The sequence below is a fragment of the Nonomuraea deserti genome, assembly GCF_004348685.1.
GTDB classification, from domain to species: domain Bacteria; phylum Actinomycetota; class Actinomycetes; order Streptosporangiales; family Streptosporangiaceae; genus Nonomuraea; species Nonomuraea deserti.
The window spans coordinates 1-20,393 of record NZ_SMKO01000024.1 but is presented as its reverse complement, the minus strand read 5'-3'; the positions used below and the strand labels follow the sequence as shown (position 1 = coordinate 20,393).

Here is a 20,393-nt window from a genome sequence, read left to right as displayed (position 1 = left end):
GATATCTCCCGACGCCCCTCCGCATCTGGACGAGTCGCATCGGGGATGTGGTCCCGCCGGCTGATCCGGCAACGCAACATCACGGAAGGTGAGGCGACCTGTGGGGCGACGCGCCAGCCTCACAGGTTCACTCCGCTGTCCTGTCGAACTGGCCGCTGGTATGCCATGTCCCGGCAGCAGCGGGACGCCATCGCATCGCCCGGCGGCTGGTTGACCACGGTCGCCGGGCGTATCTGTCTGGACCTACCCTCCTCGCCACGCGTCCGGCGCGAGACGTACGTGGGCGAATGGATCCCCGAGCCTGCCACGTACACCAGCGGCTCGCGCACCGCGAGCCTGTACCTCAACGGGGCGAGCATCGGCAGCGCCGCGCTCGCCTTCACGCCGTGGCACGCGGAAGGCCCGATGACGCTCGGTACGGCGATGACGGGCACGCTCGACGAGGTCTGGGTGCACGGCAGAGAGCTTCTCGCCGACGAGGTGTTCGCCCTCATGGACGGCAGCTCGGCCGGTGGGTAGCCGCCTCGGCGAAAACGTGAAGGTGTGGGAGGGCGTCCAGCCCATCACCGGTGATGGCCGTCCGTGGACGCGTACACATGGAAGCTGCGCCATCGTGAAGTAGCTGATCAGGGTGGTGGCGTGAGGGTCGTTCGGGGTGCTCGTGCTGGTGGTGGGCGGCAGTCCGAGGTGTAGATCGTCTGGCAGGGTTGGATTTGCGGGTTCTCGTCCGTCGGGATCGGCGCCGCTCGTACGCTCCGGCGCATGATGGACCCCGAGATACAGGAACGGATCGCCACGCGTCGTGCGGAGCTGGACGGACTCGAAGAACAGCTGGTCAAGCAGCTGGCGGAGGTGCAGGCCGAGCGGGATGAGCTTGCCGTGGCCGAGCGGGTGTGGCAGCGGATGAGTGAGCAGCTCGCCGACGAGCGGGCCCAGGAACTACCTCGCCGATCTGCTGCGCGGCCACCTGAAGTCGATACGGTCCAGGTGGCGGGCACTGCCGGCCGGGAGGATCGCGACGATCGTGCTGGCCGTGCTGCGGCACGATCAGCGCCTGGCCGACATGGCCGGCGGCAACGACGTCTCCGCCACCACCATCCGGCGCTGGCGCGACGAGCTGATCACCTTGCTGGCCGCCAAGGCCCCACGGCTGGACCGCGCCCTGAAGAAGATCGCCCGGCGGGGCGGCGAGGTCGTCCTGATCGACGGCACCCTGATCCCCACCCAGCGCCGCACCGGGACGGCGAACCGGCCGAACTACTCCGGCTACCACCACCGCCACGGCCTGCACGTCCTCGCCCTGACCGACGAACGGGGCCGGATGATCTGGATCTCCGCGGCTCGGCCCGGCCGCACTCACGACGCTCCCTCGGCCTGGACGACGACCCGGATGACCCCGTGGTCGTCACCGGCTTCAAGGCCGCCCGCGCCCGCAAGCTCATCACCGGCGACAGGAAGCGAACCGGGCGCTCGCCGCCGCACGCGCCCGGTCGAGCACGGCTTCGCCCATCCCCAGAACTGGCGGATCCTCACCAAGCTCCGCACCGATCCCGCCCGCGCGACCGGCCTGCTGCGCGCCCTGTTCGTCCTGACGAACCTCGAAGGAGCCCGCTGACAGATGATCTACAACCGAGACCTCCGCCGAACACCAGCATGACCACCCCGAACGACCCTCACGCCACCACCCTGACCAGCTACTTCTAGAGGGCGCAGCTTCACTGAAGCTCGCAGCCACGGAGCGTCACGCCGTGGGTCGGCTGGATTCGGTGCTCACTCGCCGTCCTGCGAAGTGGTGCCGGACGCCTCTACCAAGCAAGCTCGGCCGCCCGCTACGAGCTCGTGGCCTGTGCCTGGCTCTGAACCTGCCTCCACGCCTGGTCAACCGCGGCATCCTCGTCGAGACCGAGGCTGGATCGTGCGCTGAGCCACGCCCTCAGCCCAGCTGGTGACGCCCTGACCAGCCAGCCTTTCCCTAGAGGTCAGCTACTCGCACCACGCCTCTCAAGGTAGGTCAGACCACTTCGCCATGTGGTACGGACAACATTCGGTCATCCCGGAAGACGTCTTGACAGGCCGCGCCTATACGCTTCAGACTCTCCACGCAAGTGGTACGGACCACTCATGTTCATTTGGCGCGCCTCTCCCCCTGGAGCACCATGCGTACGACGCTTTCCCTTCGCCTCGTCGGCGGCCTGGCCGGACTGTCCCTCGCCGTGTCCGCCTGCGGCCTCGGCGGCGCCGAGCAGTCCGCCGCCACGCAGCAGAACGACGGCGGCGTGACCGGCACGGTCGTCTTTCAGACCTTGCAGCTCAAGCCCACCTTCACCGACTACATCGAGAAGACGGTCACGGCCTTCGAGTCGGCCAATCCGGGTGTCGACGTGAAGTGGGTCGATATTCCGTTCCAGGGCGCGCAGGAGAAGCTGGTCGCCGACGCGGCCGCGGGCAAGCTGCCCGACGTGGTCAACCTGAACCCCAACTTCGCCCAGCCGCTGGAGGCCAAGGGGATCTTCGTCGACCTGGAGACGGCGGCGGCCGACGCCAAGCCGCTTTACGTGCCCGGGGCCTGGGACGCCTTCAAGGTGCCCGGCACGAACGGCGCGTTCGGGTTCCCCTGGTACCTCACCTCCGAGGTGACCATGTACAACAAGAGCCTGTTCGAGAAGGCGGGCCTGGACGTGGACAAGCCGCCCACGACGCTGGAGGAACTGCACGCCGCGGCCGAGAAGATCGGCGCTGCGGGCAAGGGCGCCTTCTACGGCCTGCACCCGGCGCTGGAGAACCACTTCATCACCGATCTTGCCAAGCTGGGCGTCCCCCTGCTGGACGCGGACGGCAAGTGGACGTTCAACGCCCCTGAGGCCGTAGCGCACGTCGAGAGACTGACCAAGATGTACCAGGACGGGGTGTTCGCCAAGGACTCGCTCACCCAGGACCACGCCAAGGAGACCGAGGCCTACCAGGCGGGCAAGATCGCCCTCTTCCCCAGCGGTCCGAACTTCCTCACGCTGGTCAAGGAGAACGCACCGAAGGTGGCCGAGCAGACCGGCGTCGGCCCGCAGATCACCGGCGAGGCCGGGGTGTCGAACATGTCGGTCATGGGGCTGCTCGTGCCCAAGTCCAGCCGGAATCAGGCAGCCGCCGTCGAGTTCGCCCGCTTCATGACCAACGGCGAGAACCAATTGGCCTTCTCGAAGATCGTGACGGTGCTGCCCAGCGTCAGCGAGGCGCTGAAGGACCCGTACTTCACCGCCAGTGACGGCAGTCCCGAGGCGGAGGCGCGCAAGCTGTCGGCCGCGGCGCTGCGGAACGCCAGGAACCTCACCCCCGTCCAGTTCGACGACCGGATCAAGAAGATCGTCGTCGGCAAGGTCCAGCTGGCCATGCAGAAAGAGCTGACCGCCCAGGAGGCGCTGGATCAGGCGGTCGAGGAAGCCAACCAGATCACCGGCTCCTGACCGTCCCGGTCCCGGCGGCCCCGCCGGGACCGGTCCGCCCACCCTCATGGAGGTCCGCCACATGATCGGCCGCCGCCCGGCCATCCCCTGGTTGTTCGTCGCCCCGGCCCTGCTGGTGGCACTCGTGTTCTCGCTCGGGCCGTTCGTCAACACGGTCGTGCTCGCCTTCACCAACGCCTCGACGCTCGGCGGCGGCACGTTCACCGGCCTGGACAACTTCGCCCGTCTGGCCGAGGACCAGAAGTTCTGGCACGCTCTGGGCAACACCGCGCTGTACGTGCTGCTCTGCGTGCCCGCCATGGTGGTGCTGCCGCTGCTGCTGGCCCTGCTGGTGCAGAAGAAGATCTTCGCTGTCGGGATCTTCCGCGCGCTGTTCTACTCGCCCGTCGTCGCGTCGATGGTGGTGGTGGGCCTCATCTGGTCGTGGCTACTGTCCAGCGACGGGCTGGTCAACGCGGCGCTGCGGGGCCTGAACGTGATCAGCGAGCCGCTGCCGTTCCTCACCGACGCCGACCTGCTGCTGCTCAGCGCGGTCGGGGTGACGGTGTGGAAAGGGCTGGGCTATTACATGGTCGTCTACCTGGCGGCGCTGGCCGACGTGCCGCGCGAACACCACGAGGCGGCCCAGGTCGACGGCGCCGGGCTGCTGCGCCGGTTCTGGTCGGTGACCGTGCCGGCGATCCGTCCCACGATGGTGCTGGTCGCCACGCTGTCAGCGGTCGCGTCGGCCAAGGTGTTCGCCGAGATCTACGTGCTCAGCAACGGCTCGGCGGGGCCGGGCGGCCAGGCGGCGAGCATCGTGTACTACATCCGCGAGGCCGGGCTCGGTCTCAACGGCGAGTCGGGCTACGCCTCGGCGCTGAGCCTGGTGCTGTTCGTGGCCACGCTGGGCTTCTCGCTGCTGATCACCCGGCTCAACCGCCAGGAGGACAGGTCATGACCCCGACCCGGGAGAGATCTCCCGCGCCGGCCCCCTACCGGCCGCCCGCCCACGTCACCGGGCGCAGGCTGGCCGGCCGGTTCGCGCGCTACCTCCTGCTGCTCGTCGTCCTGGTGGTGCTCATCGGCCCGTTCGCCTGGCAGCTGTCCACCTCGCTCAAAGGATTGACCGAGGACATCTTCAGCTATCCGCCCGACCTGTGGCCCGACGAGCCCACGCTGCGGAACTACGCCAGGGCCGCGGACACGGTGCCGGTGTGGCGCTACGGCCTCAACTCGCTGGCCGTGGCTCTCGGCTCGGCGCTGTCCAACTGCCTGTTCGGCGCGATGGCCGGTTACGCGCTGGCCCGGATGCGCTTCAGGGGCAGCAAGATGGTGTTCGCCGCCTTCCTCGGCACGATGATCATCCCGTTCGAGGTCATCATGGTGTCGGTCTACCTCACCTCGCGCTCGCTCGGTCTGGTCGACACCCTGCTCGGCGTGGCCCTGCCCACCGCGGTGACCGGCCTGTCGGTGCTGCTGTGCCGTAACGGCTTCCGCAACCTGCCGATGGAGGTGGAGGAGGCGGCCATGCTCGACGGCGCCAACGAGTGGCAGCGCTTCTGGCGGGTGGCCATGCCGTCGGTGCGCGGCACCCTGTCGGTGGTGGCCATCTTCAGCTTCGTCTTCGCCTGGGACGACTTCCTGTGGCCGCTGATCGTGCTGTCCAGCCCGGACAACTACACCCTCACCGTCGGCATCCAGTACCTGTCGGGCACGTTCACCTCGGACCAGAGGGTGATCGCGGCGGGCACAATGATCGCCGTACTGCCGTTGCTGGCGCTGTTCTTCGCCCTGCAGAAATTCTTCTTCCGGGGCGTCGGAGAAGGAGCGGTCAAGGGATGACGCAGGAAACCAAGTACGAGACGCTCCGCCGCGCGCTCGTCGAGATCATCGACTCGCGGATGGCCCCGCACGATCCGCTGCCCAGCGAGCGGGAGCTGATGCAGCAGTACGGCGTGAGCCGCATGACCGTGCGGCAGGCCGTCGAAGGGCTCGTCCGCGACGGGCGGGTCTACCGCATCCAGGGATCCGGCACCTTCGTCACCGAACGCGGGAAGATCACCAAGTCTTTGACCTTCAGTTCCTTCACCGAGGACATCAGGGCCAGGCGGATGACGCCCGGCAGCAAGCTCCTGCTGCTGGAGGTCCAACCGGCCGAGATCGACGTGGCCCGCGACCTGTTTCTGGAGCCCGGCAGTCCCGTCGTCCACGTCAGGCGGCTGCGGACCGCCGACAGCGAGCCGATGTGCCTGGAAAACGCCTGGGTGCCGGAGGAGTTCGCCGCGGCGCTGGCGCGCGGGCGCGACGTGGACAGCCTCTACGACGTGCTGGAGGCGGCCGGGGCGGCACCGGAGCACGCCGACCAGATCATCTCCGCCACCGTGGTCAACCGCGAGCAGGCCGAGTTGCTGGGCGTGCCCAACAATTTTCCCGCGCTGCGCGTGTCAAGGGTGACGCACGACGCGCGCGGCCGGGCGGTGGAGCGGGCGATCAGCCTCTACCGGGCCGACCGCTACGACTACCGGGTGTCGATCGCGAGGAGCCGCAAGAAGTGAGGCTGGGCATCGACATCGGCGGCACGAAGATCGCCGCCGGGCTGGTGACGGACAGGGGGGCCGTGCTGCGGCGCGAGCAGGCACCCACCCCGGCCAGGCAGGGCCGGCACGCTGTGGTGGACACGGTGACGCGGCTGGCCCGCGAGCTCGGACTCGACGGGGTCGCCGCCGTGGGCGTCGGAACCGCCGGTGTGGTCGACCCCGGCGGGCGGACGATCGTCGGCGCCACCGACGCGATACGCGACTGGGCGGGCACGCCGCTGGCCCGGCTGCTGGAGGCGGCGCTCGGCGTGCCCGTAGTGGTGCGCAACGACGTGCAGGCGTTCCTCGCGGGAGAGCTCGCGGTCTCCACGTGGCGGACGGCGTTGGGCGTCACCGTCGGCACCGGGATCGGCGGGGCGGTGGCGGTGGACGGCGTGGTGGTGCGCGGCGCCCACGGCGCCGCGGGTCATCTCGGCCACGTGCCGGTGCCCGAGGCGGAGGGGCTGCGCTGCGCCTGCGGCGGTACCGGCCACGTCGAGGCGGTGGCCGGCGGCCCCGCCATGACGGCCCGGCTGGAAGCGGTCAGCGGTCACGGCGCGGAGCCGGACGATCTGACGGCCCCGCCGGAGGCGGACAGCGGTCACGGCGCTGAGCCGCCCGCCACGACAGACCCGCTGGAGGCGACCGGCGGTCGCGGTGCGGGGGCGGGCGCCCGCGTCGATGGCTGCGCGGCCGGCCGCGAACCCCGGGACCTGCGGTGGGTGCTGGACCGCGCCCGGGCCGGGGACGAGCGCGCGCGGGAGGTGCTGGCGCTCGGCGGCGCCGCGCTCGGTCGGGCGCTGGCCGGAGTGGTGAACGTGGTGGATCCGGAAGCGGTGATCATCGCGGGCGGCGTGCTGGCCGCGGGCGAGCGGTACCTGGCCCCGCTGCGGTCCGCGCTGGCCGCCGGGCTTCTGCCCGCCCTTGCGGGCGTTCCCGTGCTGCGCGCCCGGCTGGGTGACGACGCGGTGCTGGTCGGAGCGGCCCTCGATGCGGCCGCCACGCCGTCCGGCGCCGGAGCGCGGCGGGCGGGTTCATGACGCCCACCCTCGCGCTTGTCCCGTTGGACGAGCGGCCGGTCTGCGCCGCCCTGCCCGCCCAGATCGCGGCGGTGGCGGGGGCGCGTACGCTCCTGCCGCCGGCGTCGGCGCTGCCCCGCATCCGCCGCCCCGGCGACCCCGACGCGATCGCTGCCTGGCTGGCGTCCACGCCGTGTGACGCTGCGGTCGTGGCGCTGGAGACGCTCGGGTTCGGCGGGCTGATCGCCTCCCGTACCGTCCCCGTCACCGTCGAGGAGGTGACGGGGAGGTGGGCGTCGCTGCGGTCACTGGACGTGCCGGTGCACGCGGTGACGCTGGTGACGCGCACGCCGGACTCCCGCGACGCGATGGAGGAACCCGACTACTGGTCGGCCTACGGGCCCGCGCTGCACCGGCTCTCGGCCCGCTTGCACCGGGAATCCGACGCGGAAGGCTCCGGTGTCGCGGCTGACATCCCGCCCGAGGTGCGTCAGGACTTCATGCTGCGCCGGTTGCGGAACCACACGCTGAACCTCGCCGCGCTCGGCCTGCTCTCCGACGGGACGCTGCGCTCGCTGGTCGTCGGAGCGGACGACACCGCCCTGTGGGGGCTGGCCACCGGCGAACTGGCCTGGTTGCGTACCTGGGCGACGTGGCTGGGCGACGATCGCGTCGCGGTACGGCCAGGCGCCGACGAGGCGACGGCGGCGCTGGTCGCTCGCGTGATCGCCGGCGGCGACCCGGTGACCTTCACCATCGCGGCGACCGGCCCGCTGGACCGGGTCGCTCCGTACGAGAACATGCCGGTCGAGCGGACCGCGCGCGGCCAGATCGCCGCCTGCGGCGCGGTCATGGACGAGGCCGCGCCGCAGGTCTCCCTGCTGATCCACGTCCCCGACCAGAGCGGCGCTGACTGGGCCGTGGCACCACCGTCCGGCACCGACAGGGCCGCGGCGGAGCGGCTGGCCGCGCTCGCCGAACGGCTGCTCAGGGCCGGGCGGCGGGTGGCGGTGGCGGACTGCGCCCAGCCCAACGGCTCGGACCCCGCCCTGGTCGAGGCGCTGGCCGGGCGGGGGCTGCTGCACAGGCTGACGGCCTACGCCGGCTGGAACACCGCGGGTAACGCCATCGGCACGGCCGTGGCTCACGCGGTGGCCGCGGTGGCGGGACAACGCTCCGGCACGTTCGACGCCGGGGCGCACCGCCGCCTGCTGCTGCGCCGGCTGGTCGAGGACTACGGCTACATGACCAAGGCTCGCGGCGCCGCACGGCGGCGGTTGGGCGGCGATCCGCTGCTGCACGACCACGTGCCGGCCGGTCATCCGGTGATCCACGACATCGCCGTGGCACTCGACGCGCTGGACCTGCCCGGATTCGGAGGGCTGCGCGTCCGGCGCGTCAGGCTCCCGTGGGAGCGCACATTCGAGGTGGACTTCGACATCGAAGAGGGGGGCGACGCGTGCGTACAGCCGACGTCGTGATCGTCGGGGGTGGGCTGGGCGGCGTGGCCGCCGCGCTCGCCGCCGCGGAAGCGGGCCGTAGCGTGGTGCTCACCTGCGCGGAAGAGAGCCTGGGCGGGCAGATCACCACCCAGCTCGTGCCCGCGCTGGACGAGCACCCGCACGTGGAGACCGGCGGCGTCTCCGCCTCCTACCGGCGGCTGCGCGACCTCATCCGGGCCGGCTACGGCGGGCTCGCCAATCCCGGCGGCGGCTGGGTCAGCAGGCTGTGCTTCGAGCCGCAGGCCGGCGCGCGGGCCATCGAGCAGTTGCTCGCCCCGCACGTCGCGGCCGGGCGGCTCACCGTGCTCACGGACGCCGCGCCCGCCGCCGTACGCGGGCACGCGGGCCTGATCGAGGCGGTGACGCTCAGCGACGGGCAGGAGGTCGAAGGAGAGGTGTTCTGCGACGCCACGGAACTCGGCGACCTGCTGGCCCTCGCCGGCGCGCCGTGGGTCTGCGGCTCGGAGGGCGGCGACGCCCATGGCGAGTCGCTGGCGGTCGAGGGCGGCCCACGTCCGGAGGCGGTCCAGTCGTGCACCGTCGGCTTCCTCGTGGAGCACCTGCCCGGCGAGGACCACACCGTCGCGAGGCCGCCGGGGTACGAGCGCTGGCGCGACTGCCAGCCGTTCGCCCTGGACATCGCCGGCTGGGATGGCAGGACCCACCGGTACCGGATGTTCGACGAAGGGCCCGACGGCAGCCCGCCGTTCTGGACCTACCGGCGGCTGCGCGACGCCTCGGTGCTCGGCGGCCGGGACCTGGCGCTGATCAACTGGGTCGGCAACGACTACGCCGACCGCTCGCTCATCCACGAGCCCGAGCGGGCCGCGGCCGAGGCGCGCCTGCTGTCGCTGGCGTTCCTGCACTGGCTCCAGGCGGAGGCGGGTTTCCCCGGGCTGCGGTTGGTCACCGAGGCCCCGGGCACGTCGCACGGGATGGCCGCGCACCCGTACGTGCGGGAGTCGCGCCGCTTGGCCGTGCCGACCCCCGTCACCGAGCACGCGCTGCGCCCCGTGCCAGGACAGGCCAGGGCAGCGGCCATGCCGGACTCGGTCGGAGTTGCCTGGTACCACATGGACCTCCATCCGCGGGTGGGCCATCCCGACGTCCACTACGCGCCGTCGGCGCCGTTCCAGATCCCGCTGTCGGCGCTGGTGGCGCCCCGGCCCGGCAACCTGCTGGCCGCCGCGAAGAACCTGGGCGCCACCCAGGCCGCGGCCGCCGCGTACCGCGTGCACCACGGCGAATGGGCCGTCGGGGAGGCCTCGGGCACGGCCGCCGCCCACTGCGTACGCCGGAGCATCCCGCCGGCCCGGCTGGGCGAGCCGGCCGAGCTGGCGGCCCTGCAGGCGGCGCTCGTCGCCAGAGGGGCGCCGATCGCGTGGGTGCTCGACGTCGGCCCGGACGACCCGTTGTTCGCACCGGTGCAGCGGCTCGCCGCGGCCGGCGCCGTCCGGCCGGACGGCCTCGACATCCGGCCGCATGACCCGCTCACCGACGCGGACCGCGCCGCCCTCCTGGCGGCGGCCGACCGGCTGGGTCGGCCCGGCTCCGGCGCGGACCTCGGTGACACGTGGGCGCGGGCGGCGACCGCGCTCGCCGGGAAGGAGGCTGCATGACCGCGGCGGAGCTGTTCGACCGGCTGCGCGGCCGGCTCGTGGTCTCCTGCCAGGCCTATCCTGACGACCCGCTGCACGGGCCGCACTTCATGAGCGCGATGGCCCGCGCCGCCGTCCTGGGCGGCGCGGCCGGAGTGCGGATCAACGGCCTGGCCGACGTCGAGGCGGTACGCGCGGCCGTAGCGGTGCCCTTGATCGGGCTGTGGAAGGACGGCGGCGGCGAGGTCTACATCACGCCGACGGCCGAGCACGCCGTGGCGGTGGCGCACGCGGGCGCCGACGTCGTCGCGCTCGACGCCACGGGCCGCCCGCGCCCCGACGGGCTCGGCCTGGCCGAGACGTTCGAACGCGTCCACCGGACGGGTGCGCTGGTCATGGCCGACGTCGCCACCTTGGAGGAAGGGCTGGCCGCAGTCGACCACGGTGCGGACTGCGTCTCCACGACGCTGTCCGGTTACACCCCCGACTCCTCCCCCCAGGACGATCCGGACCTGGACCTGGTGGCCGCCCTGGCGGGCAAGTGCCGGGTCCCCGTGTTCGCCGAGGGCCGCATCGCCACCCCGGCCCAGGCGGCCCGCGCGCTCGAGTCAGGCGCCCACGCCGTCGTCGTCGGCGGCGCGATCACCCGGCCCGCCGACATCACCCGCCGCTTCGCCTCCGCACTGAAGGAACGCCGCCCATGACCGTCTGCCATGTCGTCAGCCACGTGCACTGGGACCGGGAGTGGTACCGCACGTTCGAGTCGTTCCGCTCGCGGCTGGTCGAGCTGGTCGAGCACGTCTGCGCAGAGCTGGAGAGCGGGGGGATGGACGCCTTTCACCTGGACGGCCAGACCGTCACGCTGTCCGACGTGCTGTCCATCAGGCCCGACCTCGCCGAACGGGTCAAGGGGCACGTCGCCGCGGGCAGGCTGGCGATCGGCCCGTGGCATGTGCTGGCCGACAACCAGCTCGTCTCCGGCGAGAACATGATCCGTAACCTGCTCGCCGCGCGCCGGGTCGCCGGCGCGGTCGGAGGGCTGACCCCGGTCGGCTACTCCCCCGACGCCTTCGGTCACCCCGCCGACCTGCCCCGCGTGCTGCGCGGGTTCGGGCTGGACACCGCGCTGGTGTGGCGGGGAGCGCCCGCCGGCCTGGCCCGGTTCCGCTGGCGAGCGCCTGACGGCTCTCAGGTGTACGCGGTCAACCAGGGCTACCACGAGGCCGAGGTGCTGTGGGTGAACGCCGAAGAGCGCCTGGCCGCCTTCCTGTCCAGGGAGCGCGGACGCTCGCCGCAGGGCCCTTGGCTTCTGCTGAACGGCGGCGACCACCTGGCTCCGTCCGGCACCACGGCCCGGGTCGCGGCCTTGGGTGAGCCGCTGCGCGAGAGCACGCTCGCCGACTTCTTCGCCGCCGCCCGGTCGGCCGATCCCGAGCCGCAGGTGGTGGAGGGCGAGCTGCGTCACCCCGGCGGGCCCCTGACGTTCCTGTTGCCCGGGACGCTCAGTGCGCGCACCTATCTCAAGCAGGCCAACAGCAGCGCCCAGACCCTGCTGGAACGCTGGGCCGAGCCGTACGCGGCGCTGTCGGGCAGGCCAGGCCAGCTGGAGAGCCTGCGGCACGCGTGGGACCTGCTGCTCAAGAACGCCCCTCACGACTCCATCTGCGGCTGCAGCGTGGACGAGGTCCACCGGGAGAACATGACCCGCTACGACCGCGTCCAGTCGGTGGGCGAGCAGGTGCTGCGTCGCAGCCTGGAGTCGCTGGGCCTGGACGTGCGGCAGCACGGCGACCCGCGCGCCGACGAGGTGACGCTGGCCGTGCTGAACCCGCACGGCGCCCCGGTCACCCAAGGTGTGCAGGCCGATGTGCTGACCGCGCCGGGCGTTCACCCGCGCGCGGTCTACGGGCCGGACGGCGAGGCGGTGGCCTTCGAGACGGTTACCGCGGGGCCGGAGAAGGTGTTCGAGGCCGATCTCGACCTGCTGCCGGACACGCGTGAGGTCGTCAGGCACCAGGTGGCGTTCCTGGCCGGGCGGGTGCCGCCGCTGGGCTGGCAGTCCTACCGGGTGGAGCTGGGCCCGCAGCCCGTGGCCGCGCCGCGCACCGTTCCTGGCGACACGGCGCGCGTGGGCTCGCGCGTTCTGCGGGCCCGGGCGGACGCCTCCGTCACGGTCTCGGACGGCGCCCGGGTCTTCGCCGGGCTTGGCCGGTTCGAGGACGTGGGTGACCGCGGTGACGCCTACACCTTCGATCCGGTGCCCGGCGCCCCGATCGGGGCCCGGCTCGTCAGCTCCCACGTGACCGTCTCGGCCGTGCGTACCGTACTGTCCCTGGGAGCCGTGCTCGACCTGCCCACGGGGCTGGACACGGAGCGGGAGCGCCGCGCGTCAGCGACGGTGCCGGTGCCCGTACACGTTGACGTGACGGCCTGGCACGGCCTGCCGGATCTGCACTGGGACGTCAGCCTGGACAACCGGGCCGACGATCACCGGCTTCGCCTGCTGTTCCCCGCCCTGGACTCGCCCGGCGAGTGGCTGGCCGACGCGCACTTCTCGCTGCTGCGCCGCCCGGTGGAACCCGAGCTCGGCCCGCTGCCCGGCGAGGTGGCCCGCGAGGCCAGGCACTCGGTGGCCCCGGTCCAGACGTTCGGCTCGGTCGGATCGGGGGCTGACCGGGTCACGGTCGCCGCTCCGGGGCTGCCCGAGATGCAGGCGCTGCCGGGCGGCGACGGAGACGTGCTGGCCGTCACATTGGTGCGGGCGGTGGGCTGGCTGTCCAGGTTCGACCTTCGTGCCCGTACGGCGGGTGCCGGCCCGATGCTGGCCACGCCCGAGGCGCAGTGCCGCGGCCCGCGGCGGTTCCGGCTGACGGTGCGGCTGGGCGAGGCCGGCGACCTGGAGCTGGCTCGCGCCGCCGCCGAGGCCCGGGTGCCGGTGCGAGCCCTGCAGGCCAGGCCGGGCAGCTCGCCCGCGTCCCGCCGCGTCGGGCCTGGCGTCACCGGCGGGCTGCTGAGCGCGCTCAAGCCCGCCGAGGGCGGTGGCGGCTACGTGTTGCGTGTCACCAACCCGACCGGGCAGGCGGTGACGGCCGGACTGTCGCTGCCGCCTGGCACGCTCGTCACCGAGGCCCGTCTGGACGAGACCCCGTGCGGCGACCCCGCGCCGGCCGGCGAGAGCCTGGAGCTGCCGCCTTACGGTCTGCGCACGCTGCTGGTGCGCTGACCTGCGGGACAGGAGAGCCCGCCACCTCTCTACCGCGAGGTGGCGGGCTCCTTGCCGTTCGGTCGCGGTCAGCGGCCGGTTCTGGACAGCCACCGCTGGTACATCGCCAGGTCGCGCAGCACCCGAGCGCGGAACGCGGGTTGCGCGCCCGAGGCCCGTTCAAGGCGGCGGGCGGCCGAGGCCAGCTCGGCGGTGGCCCGCTCCAGCTTGCCGAGCCCGGTCCAGCGGTCCGCTGCGGCCAGATCCTTACCCATGTCCTTGGCCAGGCGGGTGGGCACGCAGGCCGCGTCGAGCTGACCGGTGGTGTAGCCGATGCCGGCGCGGGTCGCGGAGGCGGGATCGGCGTGCGGCACGAGCGCCTTGGTGCGGAAGACGCCCTGTCCCACGGCGGCGGCCTGGTCGTTGCGCAGCTGGAGGTAGGAGAACAGGGCCGCGCCGTCGGAGTCGGCCTCCCGCACCGCCTGCACCTGTTCGGTCACCAGGTCGGGACCACTGCCGCGGAAGGGCCCGTAGGTGGCGGTGTAGAGGAGGTTGTCCGAGCCGACCGAGGCACGCATCCTGGCCGTGTCGACGGCCACCGCCTCGGCGGAGGTGCCGAAGGCCATTCCGGTCAGCACGTCCACGTAGCCCTTCTTCACCCAGTCGGCCCAGTTCTGGAACTTCTTGGCCAGCCCGTCGCTGGGGTCGGGGAAGACCGCCGCCGACAACTGCACCTGGGGCGCCACCTCGCGTTGCAGGTCACGCACCTCTGAGACGAAGGTGGTCACCTGCCGTTCCCGCCAGGCGTTCCAGTCCTGCCAGCGGGGATCGTCCATGGTCAGCGTGTAGGGGTCCACGCCGTCGTTCTCCTTGGCGAAGGCGGCCCTGCTGTAGTCGCTGTAGGAGAAGGACGCCTGGTAGGGCATCGAGACCGGGTAGCGGATGTAGTCCAGATGCAAGCCGTCGGTCCGGTAGCGGGTGAGAATCTCCTGGAAGATCTCCTTGATGTACTGCCGCGGCTCCGGCATGGCCGCATCGAGGAAGTAGTATCCGGCCTCCTGCGAGGAGGGCTGCGGTCCGGCCTTGCCCACATCCTCCCGCTCGACAGCGGCCCACTCGGGGTGCGCGTTGAGGATGGGGCCCGCCCCCTTGCTGGTGCCCTGGTGACCGGCGAAGAACGTGTGCACCCAGGCGTGCAGTTCCATGCCTCGCCGCTGCGCGCCCTCGATCCACACTTTCAGCGGGTCGAAGCCCTTCATGTTCGGCCGCTGCCCCTCGATCCCCCACTTCTCCGCCACCCGGCTGGGGAAGATCGTGTAGCCCTGCCAGAGCGTCTCCAGGAAGATCATGTTGACGCCGGTGCTCTGGAGGCGGTCGAGCGACTTCTCGATCTGCTCGGGCGTGGTCTCGGTCGGCCGCACCCAGATGCCGCGGCCCTCGGCCGGGCGCGACTCCCGGGTGCGGTACCACGCCTGGGCCGCCTCCCGGCCGGCCCGCTGAGCCAGTTCGGCCGAGGCGGGCTCGTCGGTCTCCGCCCGTGCCCGCGCCAGCAGTTCCTCCGCCTGCCTCAGGTGCCGCCCGGCGGCGGCGCCGTCCACAGGGAGGCAGGTGGCGGTGGCATCGGTCAGCCCTGTGCCGGCCGTGGCGATCTGCCGCTCGGCGCCGCGAACATAGGTTCCCGCGTCCACCGAGATGGCGACATGGCTGTCCTGCCGGGTGACGGCTGCGCCCATCACGGCGTTGGCCGACAGCCACTCGCCCTTGGACCCGTGTCCGCTCAGCACATAGCCGCCGGCCGGGATGGGGCTGTCGCCGCCGCCCCGCGCGCTCACCCTGCCGTCCACCACGGTCACCTCGAAGCCGTAGGCGTTGGTGCCGGTCCTTTCGCCCTGGGTGTAGACGACGAGCTGCTCGGCGCCGCGGCAGCCGGGGAAGCACTGGCCGGTGGCTGGGTCGACGCCCGCGGGGTTGCTCGCGGCCGTCGGGTCGACGGCGTCCAGCGTGGCATTGACGCTCCTGAAGAGCAGGTTCTCCAGGCGTACCCGATCGCCCCGCTTGAGGTGGTCGCGCAGGAACTCCCGTACGTCCGGGGTGCCGCCCGGGGACGCGGACAGGACCATGCCGTCGGCCGGGATGGCGTTGTCGCCGGGGTTGTCGCACGAGGGTGTCAGCGCGGTGCACACGTCGAGCACCTCGTAGACGTCCCGCTCGCCGGTGCGCCGCAGCACCGCCTCGCCGCCGAAGGCGTTGGTGCCGGTGCTGGGCTGGAAGGCCGGGGTGTACAGCGCCAGCGCCCCGGCCGCCCTGCTGGTCGGGTCGATGGCGGTGATCTCCTGCCGGCTGCCGTCGGCGGCGACCACCGCCGGCCCGCCGGCCGGGCCGGTCGTGGCGTGAGCCGGGACGGCTGGCGGGAACGCCAGCACGGCGGCACCCAGCAGCGCGGTGCTCCATTGTCGAGTGCGCACGGATCCTCCTGATCAGCTGTTTGCTGCCAGGAGTCTGACGTACTGGTCCGTACAAGTAAAGAGCGATTATGCCTGCGTGTAGGCCACTTATCACCAGTGGTCCGTACCAGCTTGCGGAGACGTCATGAGACAGCTCCGATCGTGGCGCGCGTCCCGGACCAGATCGCGTACAGTCCGCGTGAGCACGGCATGCAGGTCGTAGAGGACGAGGAGCGCTCCCTCGTACAGCGCCGCCCGTGCCTCCGCGCTCCCGCCGACGGTCGTCATCACGGCCGCGCCCGCCGAACGCGCGACGTGCACATCGCCTACCCCGCCGGAACGCGGCTGCTGCCCCGCTCCCACCCGTCCGTCCGCACGCTCAACCCGGCCGCGCCGTTGGCGCTGGACGTCCACGGAACCCGGCCGGCCACACTCGATCGAACACGGCTCCACCTGTTTGAGCGCCCGTGACCTGCCCGAACCCGCTTGGACTTGGACGTGGCCGGAGCGCGACCATACAATCAGGGCATTGATACAGGACGACTGCCCTGATAGAGGAGAGAGCCATGGTCTCCCCAGCGGCCGAGCGCGGGCGCGCGGTACGGGAACGACTGCTGAATGCAGCGGCGGAGCTCATCCCCGAACGCGGCTGGACGGCGGTGAGCACCCGGATCCTCGCCGAGCGGGCCGGGGTGACGCCGAGCGTGGTGCACTACCACTTCCCCTCCTTGTCGAGCCTGCTGAGCGAGGCCGCGACCAGCCGGATGAGGGAGTTGCTCGCCGGGCTGAACGAGCTGATGGAAAGCACCCGCTCGCCCGGCGACGCCATCGAGACGATGCTCGCGTCGGTCGAGGAGTACACCGGCGTCGACGCCAGCTCGCTGCTGTTCATCGAGGCGTATCTGGCGAGCACCCGCGACGACGAGTTGCGCGAGCGGATCCGCGAGCTGGTCGCCGAGTTCCGGCAGCGGTTCGGCCAGTGGCTGGACCAGCACGGGGTGCCCGCCCCGTTCGAGACCGCCGCCGTCTTGGCGGCCTGCGTGGACGGCCTTCTGCTGCACCGCGGCCTGGGCCTGAAGGCGAAGGATCCCTCGGCGGTGCTACGCAGGCTTCTTTCCGCGTCCCCCGAGGAGGAACGACAGTGCGAACAGTGATCTGCGGGGCCGGGATCAGCGGCCTGGCCCTGGCCCATCGGCTCGCCGCCCCAGGCGGCGAGGTCGTGGTGGTCGAGCGGGCCCCCGGGCCTCGCCCCCAGGGATACATGATCGATTTCTTCGGCCCCGGGCTGGAGGCGGTCGAGGCCATGGGGCTGCTGCCCGCGTTCGAACGAGCGGCCTACCACTATGACGAGGGGCGGCTGGTCGACCAGAACGGTCGCCGCCGCGCCACGCTCCGGACCAAGAGCTTTTCGCGCGGCCGGCTGCTGGACCTCCTGCGCCCCGACATCGAGGCCGTACTGGCCGAGAACCTTCCGGCCCAGGTCGAGCTGCGCTATGAAACGGCGCTGACCGACGTGGTCAACCGCCCCGACGGCGTGGCGGTAACGCTGGGGGACGGCACCGTCCTGGACGCCGATCTGCTCGTGGGCGCCGACGGGATCCATTCGACCGTCCGCCGGCGGGTTTTCGGGCCGGAGGACCGCTACCTGCGCTACCTGGGCCTGCACACGGCGGCGTTCACCTTCGACGCGCCGGACGTGCACGCCGCCACCAAGCACGCGTTCTGCCTCACCGACTCCGTCAACCGGCAGATGGGCTTCTACGCGCTGCGCGACGGCCGGGTTGCCGCGTTCGCGGTGCACCGCAGCGCCGACCCCGCAATTCCGGACGCTCTTCGAGTGGCGATCCAGCGGGCCTACACCGGTCTGGGATGGGTGACGCCGCGCGCGCTGGAGCAGTGCCCGCCGGACGAGGAGATCTACTACGACCAGGTCGCGCAGATCGAGCTTCCGGAGTGGAGCACCGGCCGGGTCGTCCTGCTCGGCGACGCCGCCTACGCCGTGTCGCTGATCGCCGGGCAGGGCGCGTCGCTCGGGATCGCCGGCGCCTTCGTGCTCGCCGATCGCCTTGCGCAGGCACCCACGATCGAGCGGGCCGCCGCCGAGTTCGAGCGCCTGTGGCGGCCCGTGGTCGAGGACAAACAACGCAACGCCCGATCGATGGCCCGCTGGTTCCTGCCCTCCTCGCCGACCGACCTGCGCATCCGGCGCATCATGCTCGGCCTGACCCGAGTGCCCTTCGTCACCGGTTACCTGAGCTCCATCCTCGCAGGCAAGGACATCAGACTCGCCGACGTCATGCGCCAGGCATCCGGCGCCGCGACCGAACCGGCGGTCGCGTAGCACCCGCTCCGATCTACGGTCAGCCAGCCGAGCAGATCGACGGCCTCGCCACCGGCGAAGTTCGGCCACAACTCGACGTCGCCCGGCACGTACGCCGGCCACCGGGTGCAACTCGGTGGCGTCGGTCCGGCGCAGCGCGGCAGGGTCGGCTACGTCAAGCCGGTCGAGGTTCAGGCCGACGACTTCGGCCCGGCGCAGCCTGGTGCCGAACAGCAGGTAGACGAGGGCGCGATCACGGAGGGGGCGGGCGTGGGCGTGCCGGCGCCCGGGGTGGCGGCGGCCTCCGAGTCATGGAAGATCTCGAATGGGCCACACACGCCGGAGGGCCGGTGCCGACGGGCGAATGTGGTCGGAGCTCGCGCACGCCACGCTAAGGCCTGCATGGCCATGACCTGGGTGGATGCATTATCGGCAGGCGCAAAGCCCTAGCAGACCAGCCGCGGGACCGCCGTCCCTCCATCACCGCCCTGACACCAGGCAAGCGGCCGGGCGGCCCCGCTACCCGTTGGGTGGGACGACGGCAAACGGGCAGGCGAAGCACGCGGCCGTGCTTCAGCAGTGCTTGGTCAGCTACGAAGTCGAAGTATGGCGAAAGTCTGCTTAAAGCGCCTTTTGATCCGCTGTCGCCAACGAACCTTGGGAGACGGCATGGTACCTCTAGCGATGGGCGCCACCCTGGCAATTCTGGTGCTCTGGGCCGCCGCATGGCACTCACAGCAAGCAGGACAAAACCGTGACGCGCTCGCCCTCCGGCTGATGGCCTTTCTTGTGATCTTGGGGGTCCTGGCTATGACCGGATACAAGGTGGTGGAGCTGGAGCGAAAGTATGACGAGGTCCCCAGTGAGTGCTTTTCATTCTGAGTAGCGGCCTTCTTCGATGAGCTGCAGGATGAGGATGGCCTGCACGATCGTGGTGGCGCGGTGCGGGCAGCATCGCAGCCGGGTCAGGACCTTCCAGGTCTTCAAGGGGGCTACAGCGCGTTCCCCGCAAGCACGGATGCGGGCGTGCGCGCGGTTGACCGAGCGCTGATGGCGTGACAGCGGCGGCCGCAGCCGGTGGCCTTTGAACGGCGTGCGGATGCTGCCGCCCGCGCCCTGATATCCCTTGTCGGCGAAGGTTTTCACCCCTGCAGCGGTCAGCGCGTCGATCAGGCCGGTGGCACGTGCCGCGGTCAGGTCATGCGTGGCACCGGGCAGTGCGGGTGAGGCCCATACCAGCCGACCGGCCGGATCGGCCAGGACCTGCACGTTCATGCCGTGGCGTCGGTGTTTACCGGAGTAGTAGGGCCGTTCATCGGCCAGCCGGTCGATCGGGATCAGGGTGCCGTCCAGGATGGCGTAGGCCAGCCGGTCGGCGCGTACGACGGCGGCATGGACGTCGTCGGCGAGCATGGCGAGCAGGTCGACCGCCTCGCGGACGTAGCGCCAGGCGGTGCTGGTGCCGATGGCGAAGCCCGCGGCCAGCCGCGCGTAGGTGTCGCCGTTGCGCAGGTGGGCCAGGACCAGCAGGGCTTGCCGGGACGCATCAAGGCGCCGCCAGCGGCAGCGGCGCTCGGCACGCCGGGCACGGAGCAGCTCGGCCAGGCGGATGAGGGTGTGATTGGACAGCGGAATCGCGGCAGGGTAAGACAGCAACGAGGCTCTCCGGTAGAGGCATCGGATCTTGGTCGACTGCTGTCTTACCGGGAGCCTCTTCTCATGCCAACCGGTGCTGGCACCGCCCCTGCTGGCCAGCGCGATCAGGTTGGAAAAGCCTCAGTGTTGATCCGTTGTTCTGATCGCGCGACAAGCGGAGGGCGGCGTCGAGACTTACACGCGCTGGTCTGTCGCACTGGTGAATCGCGGCCGAGTCTCGGGCACCCACAGGAACATGAGGCGGGAGGAGTCGGGCAAGCTGGATTATCTGCGCGCATGACATTGTCGGCAGGCACACATCCACGCGACGATCGCGGCCAGGGCATCGGCCGGCGGCGATCCCACCGGCGCCGGCAGCGCACCCCATCGGCGCGACCAGCAGCGCGGTGAATCCAGGCAGCCATGGAGGGTGGAGGCCTCTTCAACCCTGCGTCCGGTGAACGTTCTTCGATCCCTGAAACCTTGGCTCACGAAAGGTCGAAGATGAGACCGGTGCCGACGGCCATGGAAGACTCCTGGTGGGCGGCCAGTTGAGTCCCGGCTGATGGCCACGAGAATTCCCCGTGGATGGCCTCGGGTGCCCTGATCTCCACCCGCCCCTTGGGAGACCTCCCCGGTCCGGTTTGCTGATGTTTG

General features: G+C 71.5%; 17 protein-coding genes. 15 read left to right on the top strand and 2 right to left on the bottom strand.

What is annotated here, in order from left to right:
* Positions 1 to 165 precede the first annotated feature (165 nt).
* The 11 genes from E1292_RS12650 (at position 166) to E1292_RS12600 (ending at position 13,358) form a co-directional block, all read left to right on the top strand.
* Positions 166 to 519: a LamG-like jellyroll fold domain-containing protein gene (locus E1292_RS12650; RefSeq protein WP_181958219.1), complete on the top strand. Its 354-nt coding sequence runs from the start codon at positions 166 to 168 to the stop codon at positions 517 to 519.
* Between the two features lie 388 nt (positions 520 to 907).
* Positions 908 to 1,615 (top strand): transposase family protein, encoded by a 708-nt coding sequence (locus tag E1292_RS12645; RefSeq protein ID WP_220446791.1) that lies wholly within the window; start codon positions 908 to 910, stop codon positions 1,613 to 1,615.
* Positions 1,616 to 2,156: 541 nt separating this feature from the next.
* On the top strand, positions 2,157 to 3,458 hold the full coding sequence (locus E1292_RS12640; protein ID WP_132595298.1) for an ABC transporter substrate-binding protein: 1,302 nt from the start codon (positions 2,157 to 2,159) through the stop codon (positions 3,456 to 3,458).
* 61 nt (positions 3,459 to 3,519) lie between these two features.
* Complete coding sequence (locus tag E1292_RS12635; RefSeq protein ID WP_132595296.1) at positions 3,520 to 4,398, top strand: carbohydrate ABC transporter permease; 879 nt, start codon at positions 3,520 to 3,522, stop codon at positions 4,396 to 4,398.
* A complete protein-coding gene (locus E1292_RS12630; protein WP_132595294.1) occupies positions 4,395 to 5,282 on the top strand; it encodes a carbohydrate ABC transporter permease in 888 nt (295 codons plus the stop codon). The genes E1292_RS12635 and E1292_RS12630 overlap by 4 nt, the downstream gene beginning before the upstream one ends.
* The gene (locus tag E1292_RS12625) at positions 5,279 to 5,995 is read left to right on the top strand and encodes a GntR family transcriptional regulator (RefSeq protein WP_132595292.1); all 717 of its coding nucleotides are present in this window, start codon (positions 5,279 to 5,281) and stop codon (positions 5,993 to 5,995) included. The genes E1292_RS12630 and E1292_RS12625 overlap by 4 nt, the downstream gene beginning before the upstream one ends.
* Positions 5,992 to 7,056: an ROK family protein gene (locus E1292_RS12620; RefSeq protein WP_220446790.1), complete on the top strand. Its 1,065-nt coding sequence runs from the start codon at positions 5,992 to 5,994 to the stop codon at positions 7,054 to 7,056. The genes E1292_RS12625 and E1292_RS12620 overlap by 4 nt, the downstream gene beginning before the upstream one ends.
* Complete coding sequence (locus E1292_RS12615) at positions 7,053 to 8,516, top strand: DUF4127 family protein (protein ID WP_132595290.1); 1,464 nt, start codon at positions 7,053 to 7,055, stop codon at positions 8,514 to 8,516. The genes E1292_RS12620 and E1292_RS12615 overlap by 4 nt, the downstream gene beginning before the upstream one ends.
* Complete coding sequence (locus tag E1292_RS12610) at positions 8,495 to 10,156, top strand: FAD-dependent oxidoreductase (protein ID WP_132595288.1); 1,662 nt, start codon at positions 8,495 to 8,497, stop codon at positions 10,154 to 10,156. Before E1292_RS12615 ends, E1292_RS12610 begins: the two co-directional genes overlap by 22 nt.
* Positions 10,153 to 10,839, top strand: a complete 687-nt coding sequence (locus tag E1292_RS12605) for an N-acetylmannosamine-6-phosphate 2-epimerase (protein ID WP_132595286.1) — start codon at positions 10,153 to 10,155, stop codon at positions 10,837 to 10,839. The genes E1292_RS12610 and E1292_RS12605 overlap by 4 nt, the downstream gene beginning before the upstream one ends.
* On the top strand, positions 10,836 to 13,358 hold the full coding sequence (locus tag E1292_RS12600) for a glycoside hydrolase family 38 N-terminal domain-containing protein (RefSeq protein WP_132595284.1): 2,523 nt from the start codon (positions 10,836 to 10,838) through the stop codon (positions 13,356 to 13,358). Before E1292_RS12605 ends, E1292_RS12600 begins: the two co-directional genes overlap by 4 nt.
* Before the next feature lie 68 nt (positions 13,359 to 13,426).
* On the opposite strand, the gene E1292_RS12595 is transcribed toward E1292_RS12600, so the two are convergent.
* Entirely contained in the window at positions 13,427 to 15,802 is a 2,376-nt protein-coding gene (locus E1292_RS12595; protein WP_132595282.1) for a glycoside hydrolase family 10-like protein, read from the bottom strand.
* A gap of 189 nt (positions 15,803 to 15,991) precedes the next feature.
* Here E1292_RS12595 and E1292_RS12590 point away from each other — a divergent pair, with 189 nt between their 5' ends.
* The 4 genes from E1292_RS12590 (at position 15,992) to E1292_RS12575 (ending at position 18,983) form a co-directional block, all read left to right on the top strand.
* Positions 15,992 to 16,252 (top strand): hypothetical protein, encoded by a 261-nt coding sequence (locus E1292_RS12590; RefSeq protein ID WP_132595280.1) that lies wholly within the window; start codon positions 15,992 to 15,994, stop codon positions 16,250 to 16,252.
* Between the two features lie 95 nt (positions 16,253 to 16,347).
* Positions 16,348 to 16,935, top strand: coding sequence for a TetR/AcrR family transcriptional regulator (locus E1292_RS12585; protein ID WP_132595278.1), 588 nt, complete (start codon positions 16,348 to 16,350; stop codon positions 16,933 to 16,935).
* The gene (locus tag E1292_RS12580) at positions 16,923 to 18,122 is read left to right on the top strand and encodes an FAD-dependent monooxygenase (RefSeq protein WP_132595276.1); all 1,200 of its coding nucleotides are present in this window, start codon (positions 16,923 to 16,925) and stop codon (positions 18,120 to 18,122) included. The genes E1292_RS12585 and E1292_RS12580 overlap by 13 nt, the downstream gene beginning before the upstream one ends.
* Before the next feature lie 663 nt (positions 18,123 to 18,785).
* Entirely contained in the window at positions 18,786 to 18,983 is a 198-nt protein-coding gene (locus tag E1292_RS12575) for a hypothetical protein (protein WP_132595274.1), read from the top strand.
* Here the strand turns inward: E1292_RS12575 and E1292_RS12570 are convergent.
* On the bottom strand, positions 18,975 to 19,757 hold the full coding sequence (locus E1292_RS12570) for a transposase family protein (RefSeq protein WP_132595272.1): 783 nt from the start codon (positions 19,755 to 19,757) through the stop codon (positions 18,975 to 18,977). The two genes, E1292_RS12575 and E1292_RS12570, sit on opposite strands and share 9 nt — an antisense overlap.
* Positions 19,758 to 20,393 lie beyond the last annotated feature (636 nt).

What these genes read in the sequence shown, in the direction of transcription:
- E1292_RS12575 (WP_132595274.1), top strand. Translation starts at nt 18,786, where the DNA reads ATGGGCGCCACCCTGGCAATTCTGGTGCTCTGGGCCGCCGCATGGCAC.
- E1292_RS12590 (WP_132595280.1), top strand. Translation starts at nt 15,992, where the DNA reads ATGCAGGTCGTAGAGGACGAGGAGCGCTCCCTCGTACAGCGCCGCCCG.
- E1292_RS12630 (WP_132595294.1), top strand. Translation starts at nt 4,395, where the DNA reads ATGACCCCGACCCGGGAGAGATCTCCCGCGCCGGCCCCCTACCGGCCG.
- E1292_RS12605 (WP_132595286.1), top strand. Translation starts at nt 10,153, where the DNA reads ATGACCGCGGCGGAGCTGTTCGACCGGCTGCGCGGCCGGCTCGTGGTC.
- E1292_RS12600 (WP_132595284.1), top strand. Translation starts at nt 10,836, where the DNA reads ATGACCGTCTGCCATGTCGTCAGCCACGTGCACTGGGACCGGGAGTGG.
- E1292_RS12585 (WP_132595278.1), top strand. Translation starts at nt 16,348, where the DNA reads ATGGTCTCCCCAGCGGCCGAGCGCGGGCGCGCGGTACGGGAACGACTG.
- E1292_RS12640 (WP_132595298.1), top strand. Translation starts at nt 2,157, where the DNA reads ATGCGTACGACGCTTTCCCTTCGCCTCGTCGGCGGCCTGGCCGGACTG.
- E1292_RS12625 (WP_132595292.1), top strand. Translation starts at nt 5,279, where the DNA reads ATGACGCAGGAAACCAAGTACGAGACGCTCCGCCGCGCGCTCGTCGAG.
- E1292_RS12650 (WP_181958219.1), top strand. Translation starts at nt 166, where the DNA reads ATGTCCCGGCAGCAGCGGGACGCCATCGCATCGCCCGGCGGCTGGTTG.
- E1292_RS12615 (WP_132595290.1), top strand. Translation starts at nt 7,053, where the DNA reads ATGACGCCCACCCTCGCGCTTGTCCCGTTGGACGAGCGGCCGGTCTGC.
- E1292_RS12635 (WP_132595296.1), top strand. Translation starts at nt 3,520, where the DNA reads ATGATCGGCCGCCGCCCGGCCATCCCCTGGTTGTTCGTCGCCCCGGCC.